Origin of the sequence: Micromonospora sp. NPDC049497 (assembly GCF_044465805.1) — a bacterium.
GTDB lineage: Bacteria > Actinomycetota > Actinomycetes > Mycobacteriales > Micromonosporaceae > Micromonospora.
The window spans coordinates 96729-113461 of the sequence record NZ_JBITMC010000006.1 but is presented as its reverse complement, the minus strand read 5'-3'; the positions used below and the strand labels follow the sequence as shown (position 1 = coordinate 113461).

Annotated in this window: 21 protein-coding genes; 8 read left to right on the top strand and 13 right to left on the bottom strand. The window is 72.7% G+C overall.

Features of this window, described 5'->3' with window-relative positions:
- Positions 1-84: 84 nt before the first annotated feature.
- The 9 genes from ACIBR0_RS11450 to ACIBR0_RS11410 all read right to left on the bottom strand — a co-directional run bounded on the left by ACIBR0_RS11450 (position 85) and on the right by ACIBR0_RS11410 (position 7205).
- A complete protein-coding gene (locus tag ACIBR0_RS11450) occupies positions 85-990 on the bottom strand; it encodes a hypothetical protein (protein ID WP_396714552.1) in 906 nt (301 codons plus the stop codon).
- 196 nt (positions 991-1186) lie between these two features.
- Positions 1187-1996, bottom strand: a complete 810-nt coding sequence (locus ACIBR0_RS11445; RefSeq protein WP_396714550.1) for a hypothetical protein — start codon at positions 1994-1996, stop codon at positions 1187-1189.
- Complete coding sequence (locus tag ACIBR0_RS11440) at positions 1993-2931, bottom strand: ABC transporter ATP-binding protein (protein WP_396714548.1); 939 nt, start codon at positions 2929-2931, stop codon at positions 1993-1995. Before ACIBR0_RS11440 ends, ACIBR0_RS11445 begins: the two co-directional genes overlap by 4 nt.
- Positions 2928-3134, bottom strand: a complete 207-nt coding sequence (locus ACIBR0_RS11435; protein WP_026874506.1) for a helix-turn-helix transcriptional regulator — start codon at positions 3132-3134, stop codon at positions 2928-2930. Before ACIBR0_RS11435 ends, ACIBR0_RS11440 begins: the two co-directional genes overlap by 4 nt.
- Positions 3134-3613 (bottom strand): DUF2975 domain-containing protein, encoded by a 480-nt coding sequence (locus ACIBR0_RS11430; protein WP_357039411.1) that lies wholly within the window; start codon positions 3611-3613, stop codon positions 3134-3136. Before ACIBR0_RS11430 ends, ACIBR0_RS11435 begins: the two co-directional genes overlap by 1 nt.
- A 21-nt stretch (positions 3614-3634) precedes the next feature.
- The gene (locus ACIBR0_RS11425; protein ID WP_396714545.1) at positions 3635-4888 is read right to left on the bottom strand and encodes an MFS transporter; all 1254 of its coding nucleotides are present in this window, start codon (positions 4886-4888) and stop codon (positions 3635-3637) included.
- Positions 4888-6306, bottom strand: coding sequence for an FAD-dependent oxidoreductase (locus ACIBR0_RS11420; RefSeq protein ID WP_396714543.1), 1419 nt, complete (start codon positions 6304-6306; stop codon positions 4888-4890). Before ACIBR0_RS11420 ends, ACIBR0_RS11425 begins: the two co-directional genes overlap by 1 nt.
- A 75-nt stretch (positions 6307-6381) precedes the next feature.
- Entirely contained in the window at positions 6382-6879 is a 498-nt protein-coding gene (locus ACIBR0_RS11415; RefSeq protein WP_396714541.1) for a GNAT family N-acetyltransferase, read from the bottom strand.
- Positions 6879-7205, bottom strand: coding sequence for an ArsR/SmtB family transcription factor (locus tag ACIBR0_RS11410; protein WP_396714895.1), 327 nt, complete (start codon positions 7203-7205; stop codon positions 6879-6881). The genes ACIBR0_RS11415 and ACIBR0_RS11410 overlap by 1 nt, the downstream gene beginning before the upstream one ends.
- 150 nt (positions 7206-7355) lie before the next feature.
- Here ACIBR0_RS11410 and ACIBR0_RS11405 point away from each other — a divergent pair, with 150 nt between their 5' ends.
- The 5 genes from ACIBR0_RS11405 to ACIBR0_RS11385 all read left to right on the top strand — a co-directional run bounded on the left by ACIBR0_RS11405 (position 7356) and on the right by ACIBR0_RS11385 (position 10334).
- The gene (locus ACIBR0_RS11405; protein ID WP_396714539.1) at positions 7356-7733 is read left to right on the top strand and encodes an ArsR/SmtB family transcription factor; all 378 of its coding nucleotides are present in this window, start codon (positions 7356-7358) and stop codon (positions 7731-7733) included.
- A gap of 54 nt (positions 7734-7787) precedes the next feature.
- A complete protein-coding gene (locus ACIBR0_RS11400) occupies positions 7788-8483 on the top strand; it encodes a helix-turn-helix domain-containing protein (protein ID WP_396714536.1) in 696 nt (231 codons plus the stop codon).
- Positions 8484-8542: 59 nt separating this feature from the next.
- Complete coding sequence (locus ACIBR0_RS11395) at positions 8543-9316, top strand: aquaporin (protein WP_396714534.1); 774 nt, start codon at positions 8543-8545, stop codon at positions 9314-9316.
- Entirely contained in the window at positions 9316-9723 is a 408-nt protein-coding gene (locus tag ACIBR0_RS11390; RefSeq protein WP_357037220.1) for an arsenate reductase ArsC, read from the top strand. Before ACIBR0_RS11395 ends, ACIBR0_RS11390 begins: the two co-directional genes overlap by 1 nt.
- 149 nt (positions 9724-9872) lie before the next feature.
- Positions 9873-10334, top strand: a complete 462-nt coding sequence (locus ACIBR0_RS11385) for a DUF1203 domain-containing protein (RefSeq protein WP_396714532.1) — start codon at positions 9873-9875, stop codon at positions 10332-10334.
- Here the strand turns inward: ACIBR0_RS11385 and ACIBR0_RS11380 are convergent.
- Positions 10309-11379: a zinc-dependent alcohol dehydrogenase family protein gene (locus tag ACIBR0_RS11380; RefSeq protein ID WP_396714530.1), complete on the bottom strand. Its 1071-nt coding sequence runs from the start codon at positions 11377-11379 to the stop codon at positions 10309-10311. The genes ACIBR0_RS11385 and ACIBR0_RS11380 overlap by 26 nt on opposite strands.
- A 40-nt stretch (positions 11380-11419) precedes the next feature.
- Positions 11420-12445, bottom strand: coding sequence for a hypothetical protein (locus ACIBR0_RS11375; RefSeq protein ID WP_396714528.1), 1026 nt, complete (start codon positions 12443-12445; stop codon positions 11420-11422).
- A 173-nt stretch (positions 12446-12618) separates the two neighbouring features.
- On the opposite strand from ACIBR0_RS11375, the gene ACIBR0_RS11370 reads away from it, so the two are divergent.
- Positions 12619-14079 carry an SDR family NAD(P)-dependent oxidoreductase gene (locus ACIBR0_RS11370; protein WP_396714526.1) on the top strand — a complete coding sequence of 487 codons (1461 nt, stop codon included), beginning with the start codon at positions 12619-12621 and terminating at the stop codon, positions 14077-14079.
- A 21-nt stretch (positions 14080-14100) separates the two neighbouring features.
- On the opposite strand, the gene ACIBR0_RS11365 is transcribed toward ACIBR0_RS11370, so the two are convergent.
- Positions 14101-15648: a PP2C family protein-serine/threonine phosphatase gene (locus ACIBR0_RS11365; RefSeq protein WP_396714524.1), complete on the bottom strand. Its 1548-nt coding sequence runs from the start codon at positions 15646-15648 to the stop codon at positions 14101-14103.
- A 127-nt stretch (positions 15649-15775) separates the two neighbouring features.
- Positions 15776-15991, bottom strand: a complete 216-nt coding sequence (locus ACIBR0_RS11360; protein WP_396714522.1) for a hypothetical protein — start codon at positions 15989-15991, stop codon at positions 15776-15778.
- Between the two features lie 21 nt (positions 15992-16012).
- On the opposite strand from ACIBR0_RS11360, the gene ACIBR0_RS11355 reads away from it, so the two are divergent.
- Both ACIBR0_RS11355 and ACIBR0_RS11350 read left to right on the top strand, forming a co-directional pair.
- Positions 16013-16411, top strand: coding sequence for a DUF2267 domain-containing protein (locus ACIBR0_RS11355; RefSeq protein ID WP_396714520.1), 399 nt, complete (start codon positions 16013-16015; stop codon positions 16409-16411).
- A 22-nt stretch (positions 16412-16433) separates the two neighbouring features.
- The gene (locus tag ACIBR0_RS11350; RefSeq protein WP_396714518.1) at positions 16434-16709 is read left to right on the top strand and encodes a hypothetical protein; all 276 of its coding nucleotides are present in this window, start codon (positions 16434-16436) and stop codon (positions 16707-16709) included.
- Positions 16710-16733 lie beyond the last annotated feature (24 nt).

Here is a 16733-nt window from a genome sequence, read left to right as displayed (position 1 = left end):
TCCGCCATCCAACCACGACGTGGACGCGGTCCGGTGGACCCCACCCGACGGGAGCGGGCAGGGTCCACCGGTCGTCGGGGACGACTACGCCGTGGCGCAGATGCCGTACGAGGTGCTGCTCCAGTTGCCGGCGAAGGCGTCCTCCTCGTACGCGCCGACGTTCACGGTCGACGGGGCGGCCGCCGGACCGCCGTTGGGCCGGAAGTCGTCGACCACCGCCTCACCGGTCGCCCCGTTCAGCTCGAACCCGGTGCCGGTCAGCACCTTCCCGGCGGGACAGGCCGCGGTGACGGTCCGGAAGTCGTTCGAGGTGCTGGCGCTGGTCGCGGAGGCCCGCACCAGGCCGGCGAGCGGATTCGCGCAGATGGCGTACGCCGTCACCGACCAGTTCCCGGCGAATGCCTCCGCCTCGTACGCGCCCACCGTGACGGCGGTCGGCGCGGCGGCCACTCCCCCGTTGGGCCGGAAGTCGTCGACCACTCCCTCACCGGTCGCCCCGTTCAGCTCGAACCCGGTGCCGGTCAGCACCTTCCCGGCGGGACAGGCCGCGGTGACGCTCCGGAAGTCGTTGGAGGTGCTGGCGCCCGTCGCGGAGATCCGCACCAGGCCGGCCAGCGGATTCGCGCAGACGGCGTACGCCGTCACCGACCAGTTCCCGGCGAATGCCTCCGCCTCGTACGCGCCCACCGTCACGGCGGTCGGCGCGGCGGCCACTCCCCCGTTGGGCCGGAAGTCGTCGACCACCGCCTCACCGGTCGCCCCGTTCACCTCGTAGCCCGCCCCGGTCAACACCTTCCCGGCCGGGCACGTCGCCGTGACGCTATGGAAGTCGTTCGAGGTGCTGGCGCTGGTCGCGGAGATCCGCACCAGGCCGGGGACCGCGGCGGCCGCCGGGCTCGCCGGGACGACCACCGCAGCGGCCACCGCAAGACCGAGCACGAGCCCGCAGGCACGGGCGCCGAACCGCCGGGAATTCTTCTGATCACGCATGTCGCTCTCCTGTCCGTGGCCCCGGCGCGACGCCCGCCGACCACCTGGAGGCGTTCGACCGGTGCCGGCACCGGGGGCCGACTTGATAACGGACTCACGCTAAGTAGCAACGTGACCAGGCAATATCTCCAAGATGACTACGTCGGGTAATCGACGTGGGCGCATCTTCGGAGTGCCGCGACCGTTCGCGTGCGGGCTACCGGGACGCGTCGTCGCGCATCAGTCGCAGCCAGCCCAGCAGGAGAGTGCCGGCAGCCCAGAGGAGCAGGACGGTCACCGATGACACCGTCGTCATCCGTGGCACCTCCCCGAGCAGGAGGAACGCCGCGCCGGTCCCGGGCAGGATCCGGGCCAGCTCGGACATCCACTCGTAGCCGAACTGCGGGAGCAGCACCGGCAGGACCAGCATCAGAAGGAACACCGTGACCAGGGCGCCGGCCGTGTTGCGCAGCAGGAAGCCGAGCCCGACGGCGAGGAGGGTGCCGGCCGCGAAGACGAAGGCGACGGTGCCCAACACCTCGAGACCCTCGTCCAGGGGCAGGCTGAGTCCCGGTCGGGCCGCGGCGAAGGCCGCGAGCGCGGAGGCGAGCCCCAGCAGCACACCGAAGCTCGTGGCGGCTGCGGCCGTCACGATGGCGCGGGCGAGGAAGAGAACTGTGCGGCGTGGCGTCCACTGCAGGCTCGGGACGATCCCGCCGGTGGCGTAGTCGGACGTGACCGTGATCAGGGCGAGACCGAGCAGGGCGAACTGCGCCGGCATGGCGCTGATCCTCGACACCAGCCAGGCCGGGTCGCCCTGGGGAGGTACGGGGTCCGCGGCCGCGTCGAAGCCGGCGACGGCTCCGAGCCCCACCATCACCACGGCTGCCGCCGCCAGGAACCACCAGGTCGTCCTGACGGTCCACAGCCGGGTCCACTCGGCAGCGCAGGTGCGGGTGAACGCGCGGCCGGTGGAGGCGTCCCCGGCCGTACCGCGCAGGGCAGGGGTGGTCGACAGAGCCGTCACGTCGCTGCCTCCGTCCTCGTCCGGGAATGGCCCGCCTGGCCGCGGAACTCCACGTGGTTGCTGGTGAGCTCGATGTAGGCGTGCTCGAGGGACTGCTGGCCCTCGGAGAGGTGGTGCAGCGGGAGGTGGAAGGAGTGGGCGACAGCACCCACGTCCTCGGCGGTGGTGTCACGGACCTGCAACTCGTGGGTGTCGACGCGCTCGACGGTGAGGCCGCGTTCCTGGAGCCGGGTGCGAAGCGCATCCGCCTGCGTGCTGAGGACCCGCACCTGACGGTGCCCCAGGCCGCGCAGGATGTCCTCCGTCGTGGCGTCGGCGATCAGACGACCGCGGCCGATGACGACCAGACGGTCCGCGGTCTGCTGCATCTCGCTGAGCAGATGGCTGGAGACCAGCACGGTGCGTCCCTCGTCGGCGAGTTGTCGCAGGAGCGCGCGGATCCAGCGGACGCCGTCGAGGTCGAGCCCGTTGACCGGCTCGTCGAACAGCAGCACGCGGGGGTCCGCGAGGAGTGCCGCGGCGATCCCGAGACGCTGGCGCATCCCGAGCGAGTAGCCCTTGATCCGACGGCGGGCGGCGCCGCCGAGGCCGGCCTGCTCGATCACCTCCTCCACCCGCAGCTCCGGGATGCCGTTCGTCCGGGCGGCCACCCGGAGGTGGCTGCGTCCGGTACGGCCGGGATGCACGGAGCCGGGGTCGAGAAGCGCGCCGACCTCCCGTAGTGGTTCGGTGAGCGTCGCGAACGTCCGGCCGTTCACCAGGGCCTGTCCCGAGGTGGGTCGGTCGAGACCGAGGATCATCCTCATCGTCGTGGACTTCCCCGCCCCGTTCGGCCCGAGGAAGCCGGTGACCTTCCCCGGCTCGACGTCGAAGCTCAGATCGTCGACGGCCAGGACGTCGCCGTAGCGCTTCGTGAGCCCACGGACCTCGATCATTCGTCGACCCATTCGAGGAGGTCTCCGGGTTGGCAGTCGAGGACCCGGCACATCGCTTCCAGGGTGCTGAAACGGACGGCCTTGGCGCGGCCGTTCTTCAGCACGGCCACGTTCGCCGGGGTGAGCCCGACCCGTTCGGCGAACTCCCCCACGCTCATCTTGCGTTTGGCCAACTCCACGTCGATGCGCACGACGATGGGCATCAGATCACCGCCTCCATGTCGGTGCGCAGCGTCGTGGCCTGCCGCAGCAGGGCACGCATCACCACCATCAACAGCCCGAACACCGCCACACCCACCACGATCAGGAACAGCAGCAGCGGCCCTCCCGGGTCGTCGGCGTTGAACCCGACGTAGAGGAACACCCCCACCAGCACCACCCACGCGGCGGCGATGGCCCACACGATCACGTCCACCCACTTCAGCGACACCTCACTGAAGATCCGGTCGTCCCTGACCAACGTCAACAACTTCCAGGTGCACACGATCACCACCTGTACGCACACCACCCAGAACACCGACACCGCCGTCAGCGGCCACCGCAGGTACGCCTGCTCCGGCGACTCCTGCGCCATGTACGCGAACTGCCCGGGCAACGAGAAGGTCTGCAACATGACCAACACCCCGAACAACACCACCAGAAAGACCCTGAGCGGAAGCACCGCCCGCTGCGCTGTGACCATGCATCGATTCTCGCTCGCTACCTATCGAAAGTCAATCGGTTCGCGGCGGGTGCTCCCTCGCACGGCGACCATGCCGGCGGCGGCGAGGAGGCAGGCGGTGGCGACGCACGCCAGCAGGACGTGGTAGCCGCCGTGGTGCACGAGCGCGGCGGCACCCAGGGGTGCGGCGGCCTTGGCCGTGGTGACGGGCGCGGCGAGTCGTCCGGCGATGGTGGCGTAGGCGACGGAGCCGTAGCGGTCGGCGAGCAGGGCGGGCGTGGCGAGGCTGACGATGCCGAAGCCGAGCCCGAATCCGATGACGGTGACGACTGCCCCGGCCCGGGTCGAGGCGGCCACGGGCATGGCGAGGACGGCGACGGCCTGGATCGCGAACACGGCGGCGACGACGGTGGTGACCGGGAGCCGGCGCCGGGCCCCGGTGAGGACGAGTCGTCCGGTGACCGACAGGACGCCGAGCAGGCCGGCGACGGTGGCGGCGACGGTGGCGGGATGGCCGCGGCTGACGAGGTAGCCGACGAGGTGGACGCCGATGGTGCTGGTGGCGGCGCCGTGCGCGACGAGGGTGGCGGCGAGGATCCAGAACCGAGGGTCGTGCAGGGCGGTGCGCGCCGCCGCGACCTGGCGTCGGGTGTGGTCGGTTCGCGCCGAGGGGGTGGGTGCCGTGGTGTGTGGGGGCCTGCGGATGGCGAGGGCGTGCAGGGGCACGGTCACCGCGCCGTGGACGGCGGCGAGCGCGAGCAGCGCGCCGCGCCAGCCGAGGTGGGCCACCAGGACACCGGTCAGGGGCATGAAGATGGTGCTGGCGAATCCGGCGACGACGGTGACGGCGAGCATGGCGGTGGCCCGTCGGTCGGGGGTGAACCAGGAGACGATGACGGCGAAGGCGGGTTCGTAGAGCACCATCGCGCCGGTGATCCCGACGCCGATCATCACGGCGTACAGCTGCCCGATGGTCCGCACCTGCGACCAGGCGATCAGGAGCGCGGTGGCGGTGAGGGAGCCGGCGGTCATGAGAGCACGTCCACCGTGGCGGTCGAGCCACCGGCCGACGGGGATGGCCATGACGGCGCCGGCCAGGACGCTGGCGGTGAGCGCACCGGTGACCGCGGTGGTGGACGCGCCGAGGTCCGTGGCCATGGTGGTGAGCAGGACCGCGTAGGCGTAGTGGAGGGTGCCGTAGCCGACGGTCGAGGTCACGGCGAGGGCGGCGACGACGCGCCAACCGCGGTGCCCGCCGACCGTGAGGTCGGCGGGCACCGTCGTGGTGGCGGGCATCAGCTGCCGCAGCAGCCGCCGGTCTGGCCGCCCGCGGCGGCGGCGTCGAGCGTGACCAGACTCAACGGCCCGGCGAGCAGGCCACCGGAGACACCGGTGGCGAGCCCGCGCGCCGCCGGCTCGGCGGCCGGCGTCGGCCCGCAGCAGCTGTCGCCGGTGGCGGAGTCGTCGGGGTTGCTGGTGCAGACCCCGGTCTCGGGCAGGTCGAGCTGGACCTCGCGCGCCGCCTGCCAGTCGCCGGCGAGAGCGGCGACGACGGAACGGACCTGCTCGTAGCCGGTGGCCATGAGGAACGTCGGCGCCCTGCCGTAGCTCTTCATGCCGACGGCGTAGTAGCCGGTCTCCGGATGGGCGAGCTCGTCCACGCCGTGTGGGGGCACGGTGCCGCAGGAGTGCTCGTTCGGGTCGATCAGCGGCGCCAGGGCGCGGGTGGCTCCCATGACGGGGTCCAGGTCCAGGCGCAGCTCGGCGGCGATGGAGTGGTCCGGACGGAAGCCGGTGGCCGCGACGACGCGGTCCACGGTGATCGACTCCTCGCCACCGTCGGCATGCCGGACGACCACGCTCACGCGGTCACCGACCGGCGCGAGGGCCTGCACCGAGAAGCCCGTGAGCAGCCGGATCCGGCCGGCGTCGACGTGGGCGCGCAGCCGCGAGCCGAGGGCGCCCCGCGCCGGAAGGGCGTCGGCGTCGCCGCCGCCGTAGGTGCGCGACGGCGAAGTGGATCGGATCGCCCAGGTCACCTCGGTGCCCGGCGTGGACTCGGCCAGCTCCGCCAGGGAGAGCAGGGTGTTGGCGGCGGAGTGGCCGGCGCCGACGACCAGGGTGTGCCGGCCGGCGAACCGGTGCCGGGCCGGGCCCAGCACGTCGGGCAGCGCGTGCTCCAGGTACGCCGTCACGTCGGCCTCGCCCCGGGCGGGCAGGCCGGACGCGCCGAGGACGTTCGGGACGCCCCAGGTGCCGGAGGCGTCGATCACCGCGCGGGCGAGCAGTTCCTCGCCGTCGGTGAGACGGATCAGGAACGGGGTCGTCTCGCGTCCCGCGGTGCGCAGGCGGTCCAGGCCGAGCCGGCTGATCGCCTCGACCCGGGCGCCGTAGCGCAGGTGTGGCTTGATCGCCGGCAGCTCGGCCAGGGGCTGAAGGTAGTCGCCGGCCAACTCGGCGCCGGTGGGCAGGGCCTCCAGGTCGGGGGCGACCCAGCCGGAGTCGTCCAGGAGGCGGCGGGCGGCCGGGTCGATGTCGTACCGCCACGGCGAGAACACCCGCACGTGTCCCCACTGCCGCACCGCGGCGCCGGCGGTGTCGCCGGCTTCGAGGACGGTGAAGGCGATGCCGCGCTCGTGCAGGTGCGCGGCGGCGGCCAGGCCGACCGGGCCGGCACCGATCACCACGACGGGCAGCTCGTTCAGGGTGCTCATCGGACAACTCCTCTGGGTAGACAAATATCGAATCAAGCGGGTGGAAGCTGGCCCCGCGCTCTGGGCCAGGCAGGGTCAGACGATGACGGGACTGCGCCGCTCGAGCAGGACCACGTCGCGCCACCGGCCGTGGTGGCGCGCGACCCGCTCCCGGACACCGATGGCCCGGAAGCCGGCCCGTTCGTGCAGGGCGAGGCTGGCGGCGTTCTCGGGGAAGACGCCGGACTGGATCGTCCAGATGCCGGCCGCCTCGGTGGAGGCGACGAGCGCGTCCAGCAGCAACCGGGCCGCGCCGCGGCCCTGCGCGGCAGGGTCGACGTAGACGGAGTGTTCCACCACGCCCGCGTACACGGCGCGGGTCGAGGTCGGCGAGACGGCGACCCAGCCGACCACCCGGCCGCCCGCGTCGACCGCCACGAAGCGGTGGTCGGGCAGCCTGCCGGCGTCGAACACGGCCCAGGTGGGTGCGGTGGTCTCGAAGCTGGCGTGGCCGCCGTCGAGGCCGGCCTGGTAGATCGACAGGACCCGCCGGGCGTCGGCGGCCGTCATGGGGCGGACGGTGACGTCGGGCATCAGCAGGCTCCGTTCGGGCTCGGGGCGGGTCGGCCCATGACGACGTCGGCGGCGGAGGGGAAACAACCGACGCAGGCGTCGTTGATGCGGTAGTGCCGGGCGGTACCGACCGGCTCGACGAGGACGAACCGCACCTCGGTCAGGATCTTCAGGTGCTGGGAGACGGTGGACTGCGCCAGGCCGACGGCGGCGACGATCTCGCCCACGCTCATGGGCCGGGCATGGCGAGCCAGGTACTCGACGATCTGCACCCGCGTCGGGTCCGCGAGGGCCCGGAACCACGACGCGTACGTCTGCGCCGTCGCCCGGTCGAGCAGTTCCTCCATACCCATCCCCCTCTATCGTCCATCGCCGATTGGCGATTAAAGTCTAGCGCTGCGACCGGTCATGACGATCCCCCCTCCCGCCGACGCTTGTCTTGACGTTCGTCGAATCAGACAGTTGCACGCTGCTTAGGCGTCTGTCAACCTAGACGCATGTCAAAACAAGGGGCGTCGCTTCCGGTCGTCGACCTCACCGCCGACACGCCGTGCTGCCCGCCGCTGGCCCGGCGCCGGGTGCCGGCCGAAACCGCCGCCGTCCTCGCGCCCGCGTTCAAGGCGCTCGGGGACCCCGTGCGGCTGCAGTTGATGTCGATGATCGCCTCGGCGGACGGCGGGGAGGCGTGCGTCTGCGACCTGACCCCGGCGTTCGACCTGACCGGGCCGACGATCTCGCATCACCTGAAGACGTTGCGCGAGGCCGGCCTCGTCGACGCCGAGCGGCGGGGCACCTGGGTGTACTACCGGGCTCGGCCGGCCATTCTGCGCCAACTCGCCGGCCTGCTCGCCGTCGAACCGCCCGCCACCGCGTAGGCCGCGCCCATGTCAGCTTGACAGTGTCGAATTGACTCAGCGATAGTTGAGTCAATGAACGCTGAGCTTGACTCGCTGCAGGGCCGCGCACGGATCCACGCCGCGCTCGGCGACCCGGCGCGCCTGGAGATCGTGGACGCGCTGGCGCTGGGCGACGCCTCTCCCGGCGAGATCGCCCACGACCTGGGCATGCCGACGAACCTGGTCGCCCACCACGTCAAGGTCCTCACCCGCGCGGGCCTGGTCGTTCGTGGCCGCTCCGAGGGCGACCGGCGCCGCACCTACCTGCGACTGCGGCCCGAGGCCCTGGCCGTGCTGACCCCGGCGCCGCTGGCCGGGGTGGGGCGGGTGGTGTTCGTCTGCACCCGAAACTCCGCCCGCTCCCAGCTCGCCGCCGCACTGTGGTCCGACCGGACCCACACCGCAGCGGCGTCCGCGGGGACGAAGCCTGCCGGCCACGTGCATCCGCGCGCCGTCGCCGTGGCTCACCAGCACGGGCTGACGATCGACCCGACCGGCACCGCCCACGTCTCCGACGTGGTGCGGGACGAAGACCTCGTCATCGCCGTCTGCGACAGCGCCCACGAGGAACTCACAGGGTCGAGCCGGCCCCGGCTGCACTGGTCGGTGCCCGACCCGGTCCGGGTCGACACCGACGACGCGTTCGAGGCTGCCTTCGCCGATCTCGCCGCCCGCGTCGACCGCGTCGCCCCCGTCATCACCCCGGCACTGAACTCGGGAGACCGCTGAATCACCCGCCGGGCCGACACATGGCCCGCGGCCCTACTGCACCGGGAGAGAACAGACTGATGACCATCGCACTCCGGCGGCGCCTGCTGGCCGAGTTCACCGGCACCGCTCTGCTGGTCACCGCCGTGGTGGGCTCCGGCATCATGGCCGCCACCCTCTCCCCCGCCGACGTCGGGCTCCAACTGCTGGAGAACTCGATCGCCACCGCCTTCGCCCTGGGCACGCTGATCCTGATCTTCGGCCCGGTCTCCGGCGCGCACTTCAATCCGGTCGTCTCCGCCGCCGACTGGCTCCTCGGCCGCCGCGCCGGCACCGGCCTCACCGGCCGGGACCTCGGCGGCTACGTGGCCGCACAGGTCGCGGGCGCCGTCGCCGGCTCGGTGCTGGCGAACCTGATGTTCGACCTGACGGCCGTGACCTGGTCGGGCAAGGAGCGCGCGGCGGGCAACCTGTGGCTCGGCGAGGTCGTCGCCACCACCGGCCTGATCCTGCTCGTCTTCGCGCTGGCACGTTCCGGCCGCGCTCCGGTCGCCCCGGCGGCGGTCGGCGCGTACATCGGGGCCGCCTACTGGTTCACCTCGTCCACGTCGTTCGCCAACCCCGCGGTGACCGTCGGTCGGGCCTTCACCGACACCTTCGCCGGCATCGCCCCCGCCTCGGTGCCCGGCTTCGTCGTCGCCCAGATCGTCGGCCTCGCCGTCGGCATCGGGCTCCTGACCGCCCTCTACCCCGATGCCGGGCAGGCCGCCGACCAGGTGGTCGTGCCCACCGACGACCGGGACCCGGCCCTCGACCAGCACCTCTCCACCCGTACTGCCAGAAAGGCTTCCTGATGTCCGACAAGCCCAGCGTCCTCTTCGTCTGCGTGCACAACGCCGGCCGCTCCCAGATGGCCGCCGGATGGCTGCGCCACCTCGCCGGTGACACCGTCGAGGTCCGCTCCGCCGGCTCGGCGCCCGCCGAGACGGTCAACCCCGCCGCGGTCGAGGCCATGCGAGAGGTGGGCATCGACATCACCGACCAGACCCCCAAGCTCCTCGAGTACGCCACCGCCGAGTCCTCCGACGTCATCGTCACCATGGGCTGCGGCGACGCCTGCCCGGTCTTCCCCGGCAAGCGCTACGAGGACTGGAAGCTCGAAGACCCCGCCGGCAAGGGCGTCGAATCCGTACGCCCGATCCGCGACGACATCCGCACCCGGGTGGAGAAGCTCCTCGCCGAATTGCGCCCCACCGCCTGACCGGGGCCGCCGGTCCGACGGCGCCGGTGTCGCCCGCTCCGGGCGGACCCGGCGTCGTTCGCCGCCTCGGACCGTCCGGCCGCACGTCGTGAAGTGCCACGACCGATTTCCGCGAGACGTCGACGTCCGACGGCGGCATCGTCGGAGGTATGAGCTTCCTCATCACCCCGATCTCCGCGACGCGGCTGGACACCCTGCGTCACGACGGTACCGACGACGCCGGTGAGCGCTTCGCACCGTTCGTCGCCGAGGAGGACGGCGCCCCGCTGCGGTGCTGCCTGCGCGACGCCCACGTCGGTGAACGCCTGGCGCTCGTCGCGTACCGCCCCGACGGCACCGCGGGTGCCTACCGCGAGATCGGCCCGGTCTTCGTGCACGCCGACCCGTGCGAGGGTTACGCCGAGCGGACCACGTACCCGCCCGGGTTCCGCCACCGCCGTCAGGTCTTCCGCGCGTACGACCGGACCGGCCGCATCGCCGACGCCCTCGCCGTCGAGGGCACCCGGGCGGAGACGGCCATCGCGCAGTTGTTCGCCCGCCCGGACGTGGCCACCCTGCACAGCCGCAACGTGCTCTACGGCTGCTTCATGTTCGCGATCGACCCCGCCTGACGGGGCGGATCAGGCACATTCCGCCGGCGGCGGGCCGGTCCATCGTGGCCAGCGCGTCGGGCGCTCCGGTGAGGCCGATGGTGCGGGTGACGAGCTCGGCGGGACGCAGTACGCCGGCGGTGACCAGCCGGAGCAGCTCCGGATAGGCGTGTGCGGGCATGCCGTGGCTGCCCCGCAGCTCCAGCTCGAACGCGATCACGAGTTCCATCGGCAGGGCCGGGCGGCCCTGGGCGGCGGGAAGGAGTCCGACCTGCACGTGGCGGCCACGCCGCCGGAGGCTCTCGATCGAGGCGGTACAGGTGGCGTGACTGCCCAACGTGTCGAGCGACAGGTGGGCGCCGCCGCCGGTCACCTCCCGCACGGCCGCGGCCACCTCTCCCGGTCCGGCGAGGGCGCGACCGTCCAGACCGACCGCGGCCCCGCAGCTCCTGGCCAGGTCGAGGGCGCCGGGGGCCACGTCCACCGCCACCACCCGCGCGCCGCACGCCACCGCGATCATCACGGCGGAGAGCCCCACCCCGCCGCACCCGTGCACCGCCACCCACTCGCCCGCGGCGACCCGCCCCTGGCCGACCACGGCCCGGAACGCCGTGGCGAAGCGGCAGCCCAGCGCCGCCGCAGCCGGGTGGTCCAGCTCGTCGGGGAGCCGGACCAGGTTGACGTCGGCGTTCCGCACCGCCACGTACTCCGCGAACGAGCCCCAGTGGGTGAAGCCCGGCTGCGTCTGCCGCTCGCAGACCTGCTGGTCGCCCGCCAGGCAGGTCGGGCACTGCCCACATGCGCAGACGAAGGGCGCGGTGACCCGGTCGCCGGGCCGCCAGCCGCGTACGCCGGGGCCGACCGCCGCGACCACGCCGGCGAACTCGTGGCCGGGAACGTGTGGCAGGCGGATGTCGGGATCGTGCCCCTGCCAGCCGTGCCAGTCGCTGCGACACAGTCCGGTCGCCTCGACGCGGATGACCACGCCCCCGGACGGCGGGACCGGGTCCGGGACGTCCCGGACCTCGGGTCGGGCACCGAACTCGTCGAAGATCACTGCACGCATGAACCGCATCGTCACACGCCGAGGCCATGGTCGGCGAAGGTCAGGGGCCGGCGGCCGGGGCCTGCCGGCAGAGCCGGCGGTACTCGGCGGTCACCACGGCGAGCAGGAAGAGGTCCACCGCGAGCGCGGAGAGCGCCCCGAACTGGTTGACGGTGAAACTGAAGATCTGCCCGAACAGCAGGTCCACCAGGAGCGCGAGCTTGAACAGCCGGAACGCCCGCACCCGGTCGCGTGGCAGCAGCGACGCCCCACGGATGCTGAGCACCACGGTGATCAGCGCCGAGGCCGAGACCCCGAGCACCGCACGCCACTCCCGCTGGTCGTCCAACTGGCCGGTGACCGCGTCCAGAAGGACGTTCCCCACGACGACGAACGGCTCGCCGACGAGGTAGAGCACCACCAGCGCCACCACCCACCGGTGGGTGGTCACCCAGACCACCGCCCGGCGGGCCAACCTGAGCCAGGGCTCCCAGAACCGGGAGCCGGGCGGCTCGCGTCGGGGCACCGCGTCGAGCAGCCGGGCCACCCCCTCCTCGACGTCCGGACCGCACCCACGGACCAGCCGGGTCACCGCCGCGCGACGATCATCGGTGAGGCCGGTGCGGAGCCCACCGACGACGCCGTACAGGGCGTTCGCCGTCCGCTCCGGGCCGGAGAGCCGGACCTGCCCCCGGAGGGCCTGGGTGATCACCACCAGCAGGGCGAAGGCACCGTAGATGATGCCGGCGGCCGGGGCGTAGAAGTAGTCGGTCCCGGCGGTGACGAACTTGCCCACCTCGTCGATGAAGAGCCCGAACCCGATGCCGCCCAGAACCGCGCCGAGGCTCCGCGCCGCACTGCCGAGGAAGACCAGCGCCACCCCCAGGCCGGCCGTCATCAGGAGGCCGCCCCACAGCACGTGCGCGATGTGCAGCCCACCCCCGCCGAGCTGCGGATAGTCGGCCGCCTGGAGATAGGCACGGGTGACCAGCACCGTGACCACGCCGGAGAGGACGAACGCCTGCAGGTACGACGGCGCCTCCAGTACCCGGAGCGGCCTGGACCAGCGGGACGGACGGGCGGGCATGGTCCCGACGCTAGCGGTGCTCTCCGTCACCCCGGGCCGGTTCCGGCAGCTCGCGGTCCCGGGCTGACGAACGGCCGAGGGATGCGTCCGGGGCCGTGCGGTGCGTACAGTTCCCGGTCGGACGAGGGGTGGGCCGGGAGGACCCGGCACAGGAACGGGACGAGACGTAACGAATGACGGCGGACGACATCACCGACAGCAGCCAGACCGGCATCGACCGAAGCCAACTGGAGACCTGCCTCAGTGTCTTCGAGGCTCTGGAGGACCTGCCTTCCGATCACCCGGACGTCGTACGGGTGCAGCGGGCCACCGCGAGGCTCTACAAGGTGATCAAGCAACGGCGACGCGAGGAACGGCGGAACGCCATCGCGGCGGCCGACCGCGCGGTGACGGCAGCCACCGCCACCGGCGCCCCCGGCCGGATCGACGACGAGACCCAGGGCGTCCCGCTCGCCTCCCCCACCGCGGGCGCCACGGCCGGCTTCCTGCACAACCCGCGCGGCTGCTACGTGTGCAAGCAGCGCTACCACGAGGTGGATGCCTTCTACCACCAGCTCTGCCCGCCCTGCGCCGCACTCAACCGGGAGCGCCGCGACGCCCGCACCGACCTCACCGGCCGGCGCGCACTGCTCACCGGCGGCCGGGCGAAGATCGGCATGTACATCGCGCTGCGGCTGCTGCGTGACGGTGCGCACACCACGGTGACCACCCGGTTCCCGCACGACGCGGTCCGCCGGTTCGCCGCGATGCCCGACAGCGGGGACTGGCTGCACCGCCTGCGGGTCGTCGGTATCGACCTGCGTGACCCCGCCCAGGTGATCGCCCTCGCCGACTCGGTCGCCGAGCAGGGGCCGCTGGACATCCTGATCAACAACGCGGCGCAGACCGTCCGTCGCACGGCCGGGGCGTACGCGCACCTCGTCGCCGCGGAGGCGGCGGCCCTGCCGGACGGGCCGCTGCCGGAGATGATCACCTTCGCCAAGCCGGTCGGCCGGGACGATCCGGTGGGCAGCCTGACGACGTCGCCGCAGTCGGCCGCGATCACTCCGCAGGCGCTCACCGCGCTGGCGCTGACGAGCGGGTCCGCCTCGCCGGAGCGGATCGCGGCAGCCACCGCCATCGACGCCGGCGGCCTGGTGCCGGACCTCGACCCGGTCAACAGCTGGGTGCAGCGGGTGCACGAGGTGGACCCGGTCGAGCTGCTCGAAGTGCAGCTGTGCAATGTGACCGCGCCGTTCGTCCTGGTGAGCCGGCTACGACCGGTGATGGCCGCGGCGCCCGCCCGCCGCAAGTACGTGGTGAACGTGTCGGCGATGGAGGGCCAGTTCGCCCGCGGCTACAAGGGGCCGGGGCACCCGCACACCAACATGGCCAAGGCCGCGTTGAACATGCTGACCCGGACCAGCGCGCAGGAGATGCTGGCCGACGGCATTCTGATGACCAGCGTCGACACCGGCTGGATCACCGACGAGCGGCCCCACCCGACGAAGATGCGGCTGGCCGACGCCGGCTTCCACGCCCCGCTGGACCTGGTCGACGGCGCGGCCCGGGTGTACGACCCGATCGTCCGCGGCGAGCAGGGCGAGGACCTGTACGGGTGCTTCCTCAAGGACTACGCACCCTGCGCCTGGTGACGGGCCGCGGAGCAGGAGCTGTCAGGGCAGCACGCGGACGGCCAACGTGCAGGTGTCGTCGTCCGGGCTGGGTTGGTGCACCAGGTCCCGGAGCCGGGGCAGCGTCTGACCTCCCGGGTTCCGGGACAGGGCGGACAACGCCTGCATCACCCCGGCCAACAGGTCGACGGAGGCGGAGCGCCGTTCCACCAGCCCGTCGGTGTAGAGCAGGAGCAGGTCATCGGTCCGCAGCCGGGCCGTGACCACCGGGTAGGTGGCGTGGGGGTTGGCGCCGAGCAGGAGGCCCGGCGGACGGTCGAGCGTGGTGGTGGTCCCGGCACGGGACAGCAGTGGGGGCGGATGGCCCGCCTGGGCCCAGCACAACGACCGGGTCGAGGCGTCGTAGAAGGCGATCACCGCGGTGCCGGTGATGTCGAGCTGACGGCAGAGCCGGTTCATGTGGCCGAGCAGCACGCCCGGGTCCCGGATGCCGATCGACAGCCACGCCACCAGGGCGAACCGCAGGTGGGCCATACCGCTCGCCGCCTCCAGCCCGTGCCCGGCGACGTCTCCCACGGCGAGCGCGACCGACCCGTCGGGCAGGGTCTGCGCGTGGTACCAGTCGCCGCCGACCTGGACGAGACGCTCGGCCGGCAGGTAGCCGACCAGAACCTCGACACCCGCCAGCGGCACCGGCTCGCGCGGCACCGGCTGGATCAGGCTCTGCAACTGCCCGGCGAGACGGTGCTCGGCCAGGGCCGTGATCTCGCGGGTCCGCAGCTGGTCGCTGAGGCGCTCGATGGCGGAGCGCGAGTCCACCCGCGCCGTGACGTCCTGCACCACCGCGTAGATCTTCAGCGGGGCTCCCTCGGCGTCGCGGGCGACGTCGGAGAGGATCCGCAGGTACTTCATGGACGTACCGGCCCGGAAGCGCACCGTGACGTCGGAGGACGCGCCGCTGTCCAGCGTCTGCCAGGCCGCCTCGCGCAGTCCGTCGTCGGCCGGCACGACGGCCGCGGACTGCTCGGCCCGGGACAGCGGACCCAGGCCGGGGTCGCGTTCGAAGATCCGGTACAGCCCCGGTGACCACTCGCTGGTCCCGGTGACCACGTCGTACTCGGCCCAGCCCAGGTTGCCCAGCAGTTCGGTGTGTTCCAGCCGGCGCCGGTCCTCGTCCAGGCGCTGCCACGACACCAGGATGCCGCCGAGGACCCGGTGGGCGGTCACGTCGAACAGGGAGTCCGCGACGACGCCCGCCTGCCTGCCCGCGTACCGGAAGTCGGGGAGTCGGCGCGGCTCCCCACTCGCCAGCACCTCGTGGTAGACCTGCCACAGGGGGCCGTCCACGACAGCGGGGTACAACTCGCTCAGCAGTCCCCCGACCCGCCCGGCACCCCGACCGTAGACGTCACCCCGGTCACTCGTCGCCGCGACCCGGAAGTCGACGACCTGGCCGTCGGCCGAGGTCACCGGCAGCAGCCAGGTGCATCCGGCCGGGATCGCGGAGAGGATCTCCCGCACCGCCTCGACGGTCGAGGCGCCCGGCTGCATCACGGCGGCATGCTCGCCGGGCATGCCGTGGTCGACCATGCGAGCAGCCTAGTCATCCATGGTGGAGCCACGGCTGCCCGGCCGACGCCGGTGCCTTCCGACCCATCGGCGGGGACCGGGTCGGGCGGCGGGCCGGCGCCTCCGTACCGGCCCGCCGCCGTGCCGCTTACGGATGGTTCGTCAGATACACGACCTGGTTGGCGGCGTTCGCCGCTCCTCCGGTGTTGTTCACGACGCGGTTGATGGCGCCGACGCCGCCGAGGGAGACCGTGACCATGTTGGTGAAGCGGACGTTCGGGTTGGTGGCCGCCTCGATGGCCCGGTCCGCGCCGAGCGCCGGCCCCGTTTGCGGACGTCGAGCCGGGGAATTCGGGTGGCCCACCGGCGAGAGGAAGGCCGCACAGTGAACGACAACGAGTTCGTCGCCCTGGTGGCGACGCGTTCTGGGATGTCGTCGGAGCAGGCCACCGCCGTCACACGGGCCACGCTGACCACCCTGGCCGAACGGATCGACGGCGGCGAGGCACGGGACCTGGCCGACCACCTTCCCGGCGACCTGCGGGCGTACGCCTTCGGTGGCAGCGAGACCGCCGAGCGGTTCGGCCTCGACGTGTTCGTCGCGCGGGTCAGCGGTCGCGCGGACCTCGCCCCGGACCGGGCGCGGGACGGGGTGACGGCGGTCTTCGACGTCCTCCGGGACGCCCTCGACCCCACCGACTACGAACAGGTGGTGACGCAACTGCCGGCGGAGTACGGCGACGTCGCCGACCAGACCGCGCCGTTCGTCCGCCGGCAGGCCTGACGATCGCCCGGAGGAGACCGTGATGGCTGTGAACCGGGACGACGCCGACCCGTTGGGCCAGGCTTCCGAGGCGGACGCGCAGGAACAACGACAGGAAGAGACGGTGGTCGGCCCGGCCGACACGGTCTCGCACGCGGTGCCGGAGGCGTCCGAGGCGGACCTGGCGGAGCAGGGCGTCCTGGCTGCCCCCAGCGACCGCACCGACCTCGCCGACGCCGTGCGCGGCGACCTCGGCACGGCGGACGCCCTGGAGCAGAACCAGGAGATCCCGACGCCGGACGAGGACCGCCGGGACTGACGGTCGTGTCCTTCATCGCCCGTC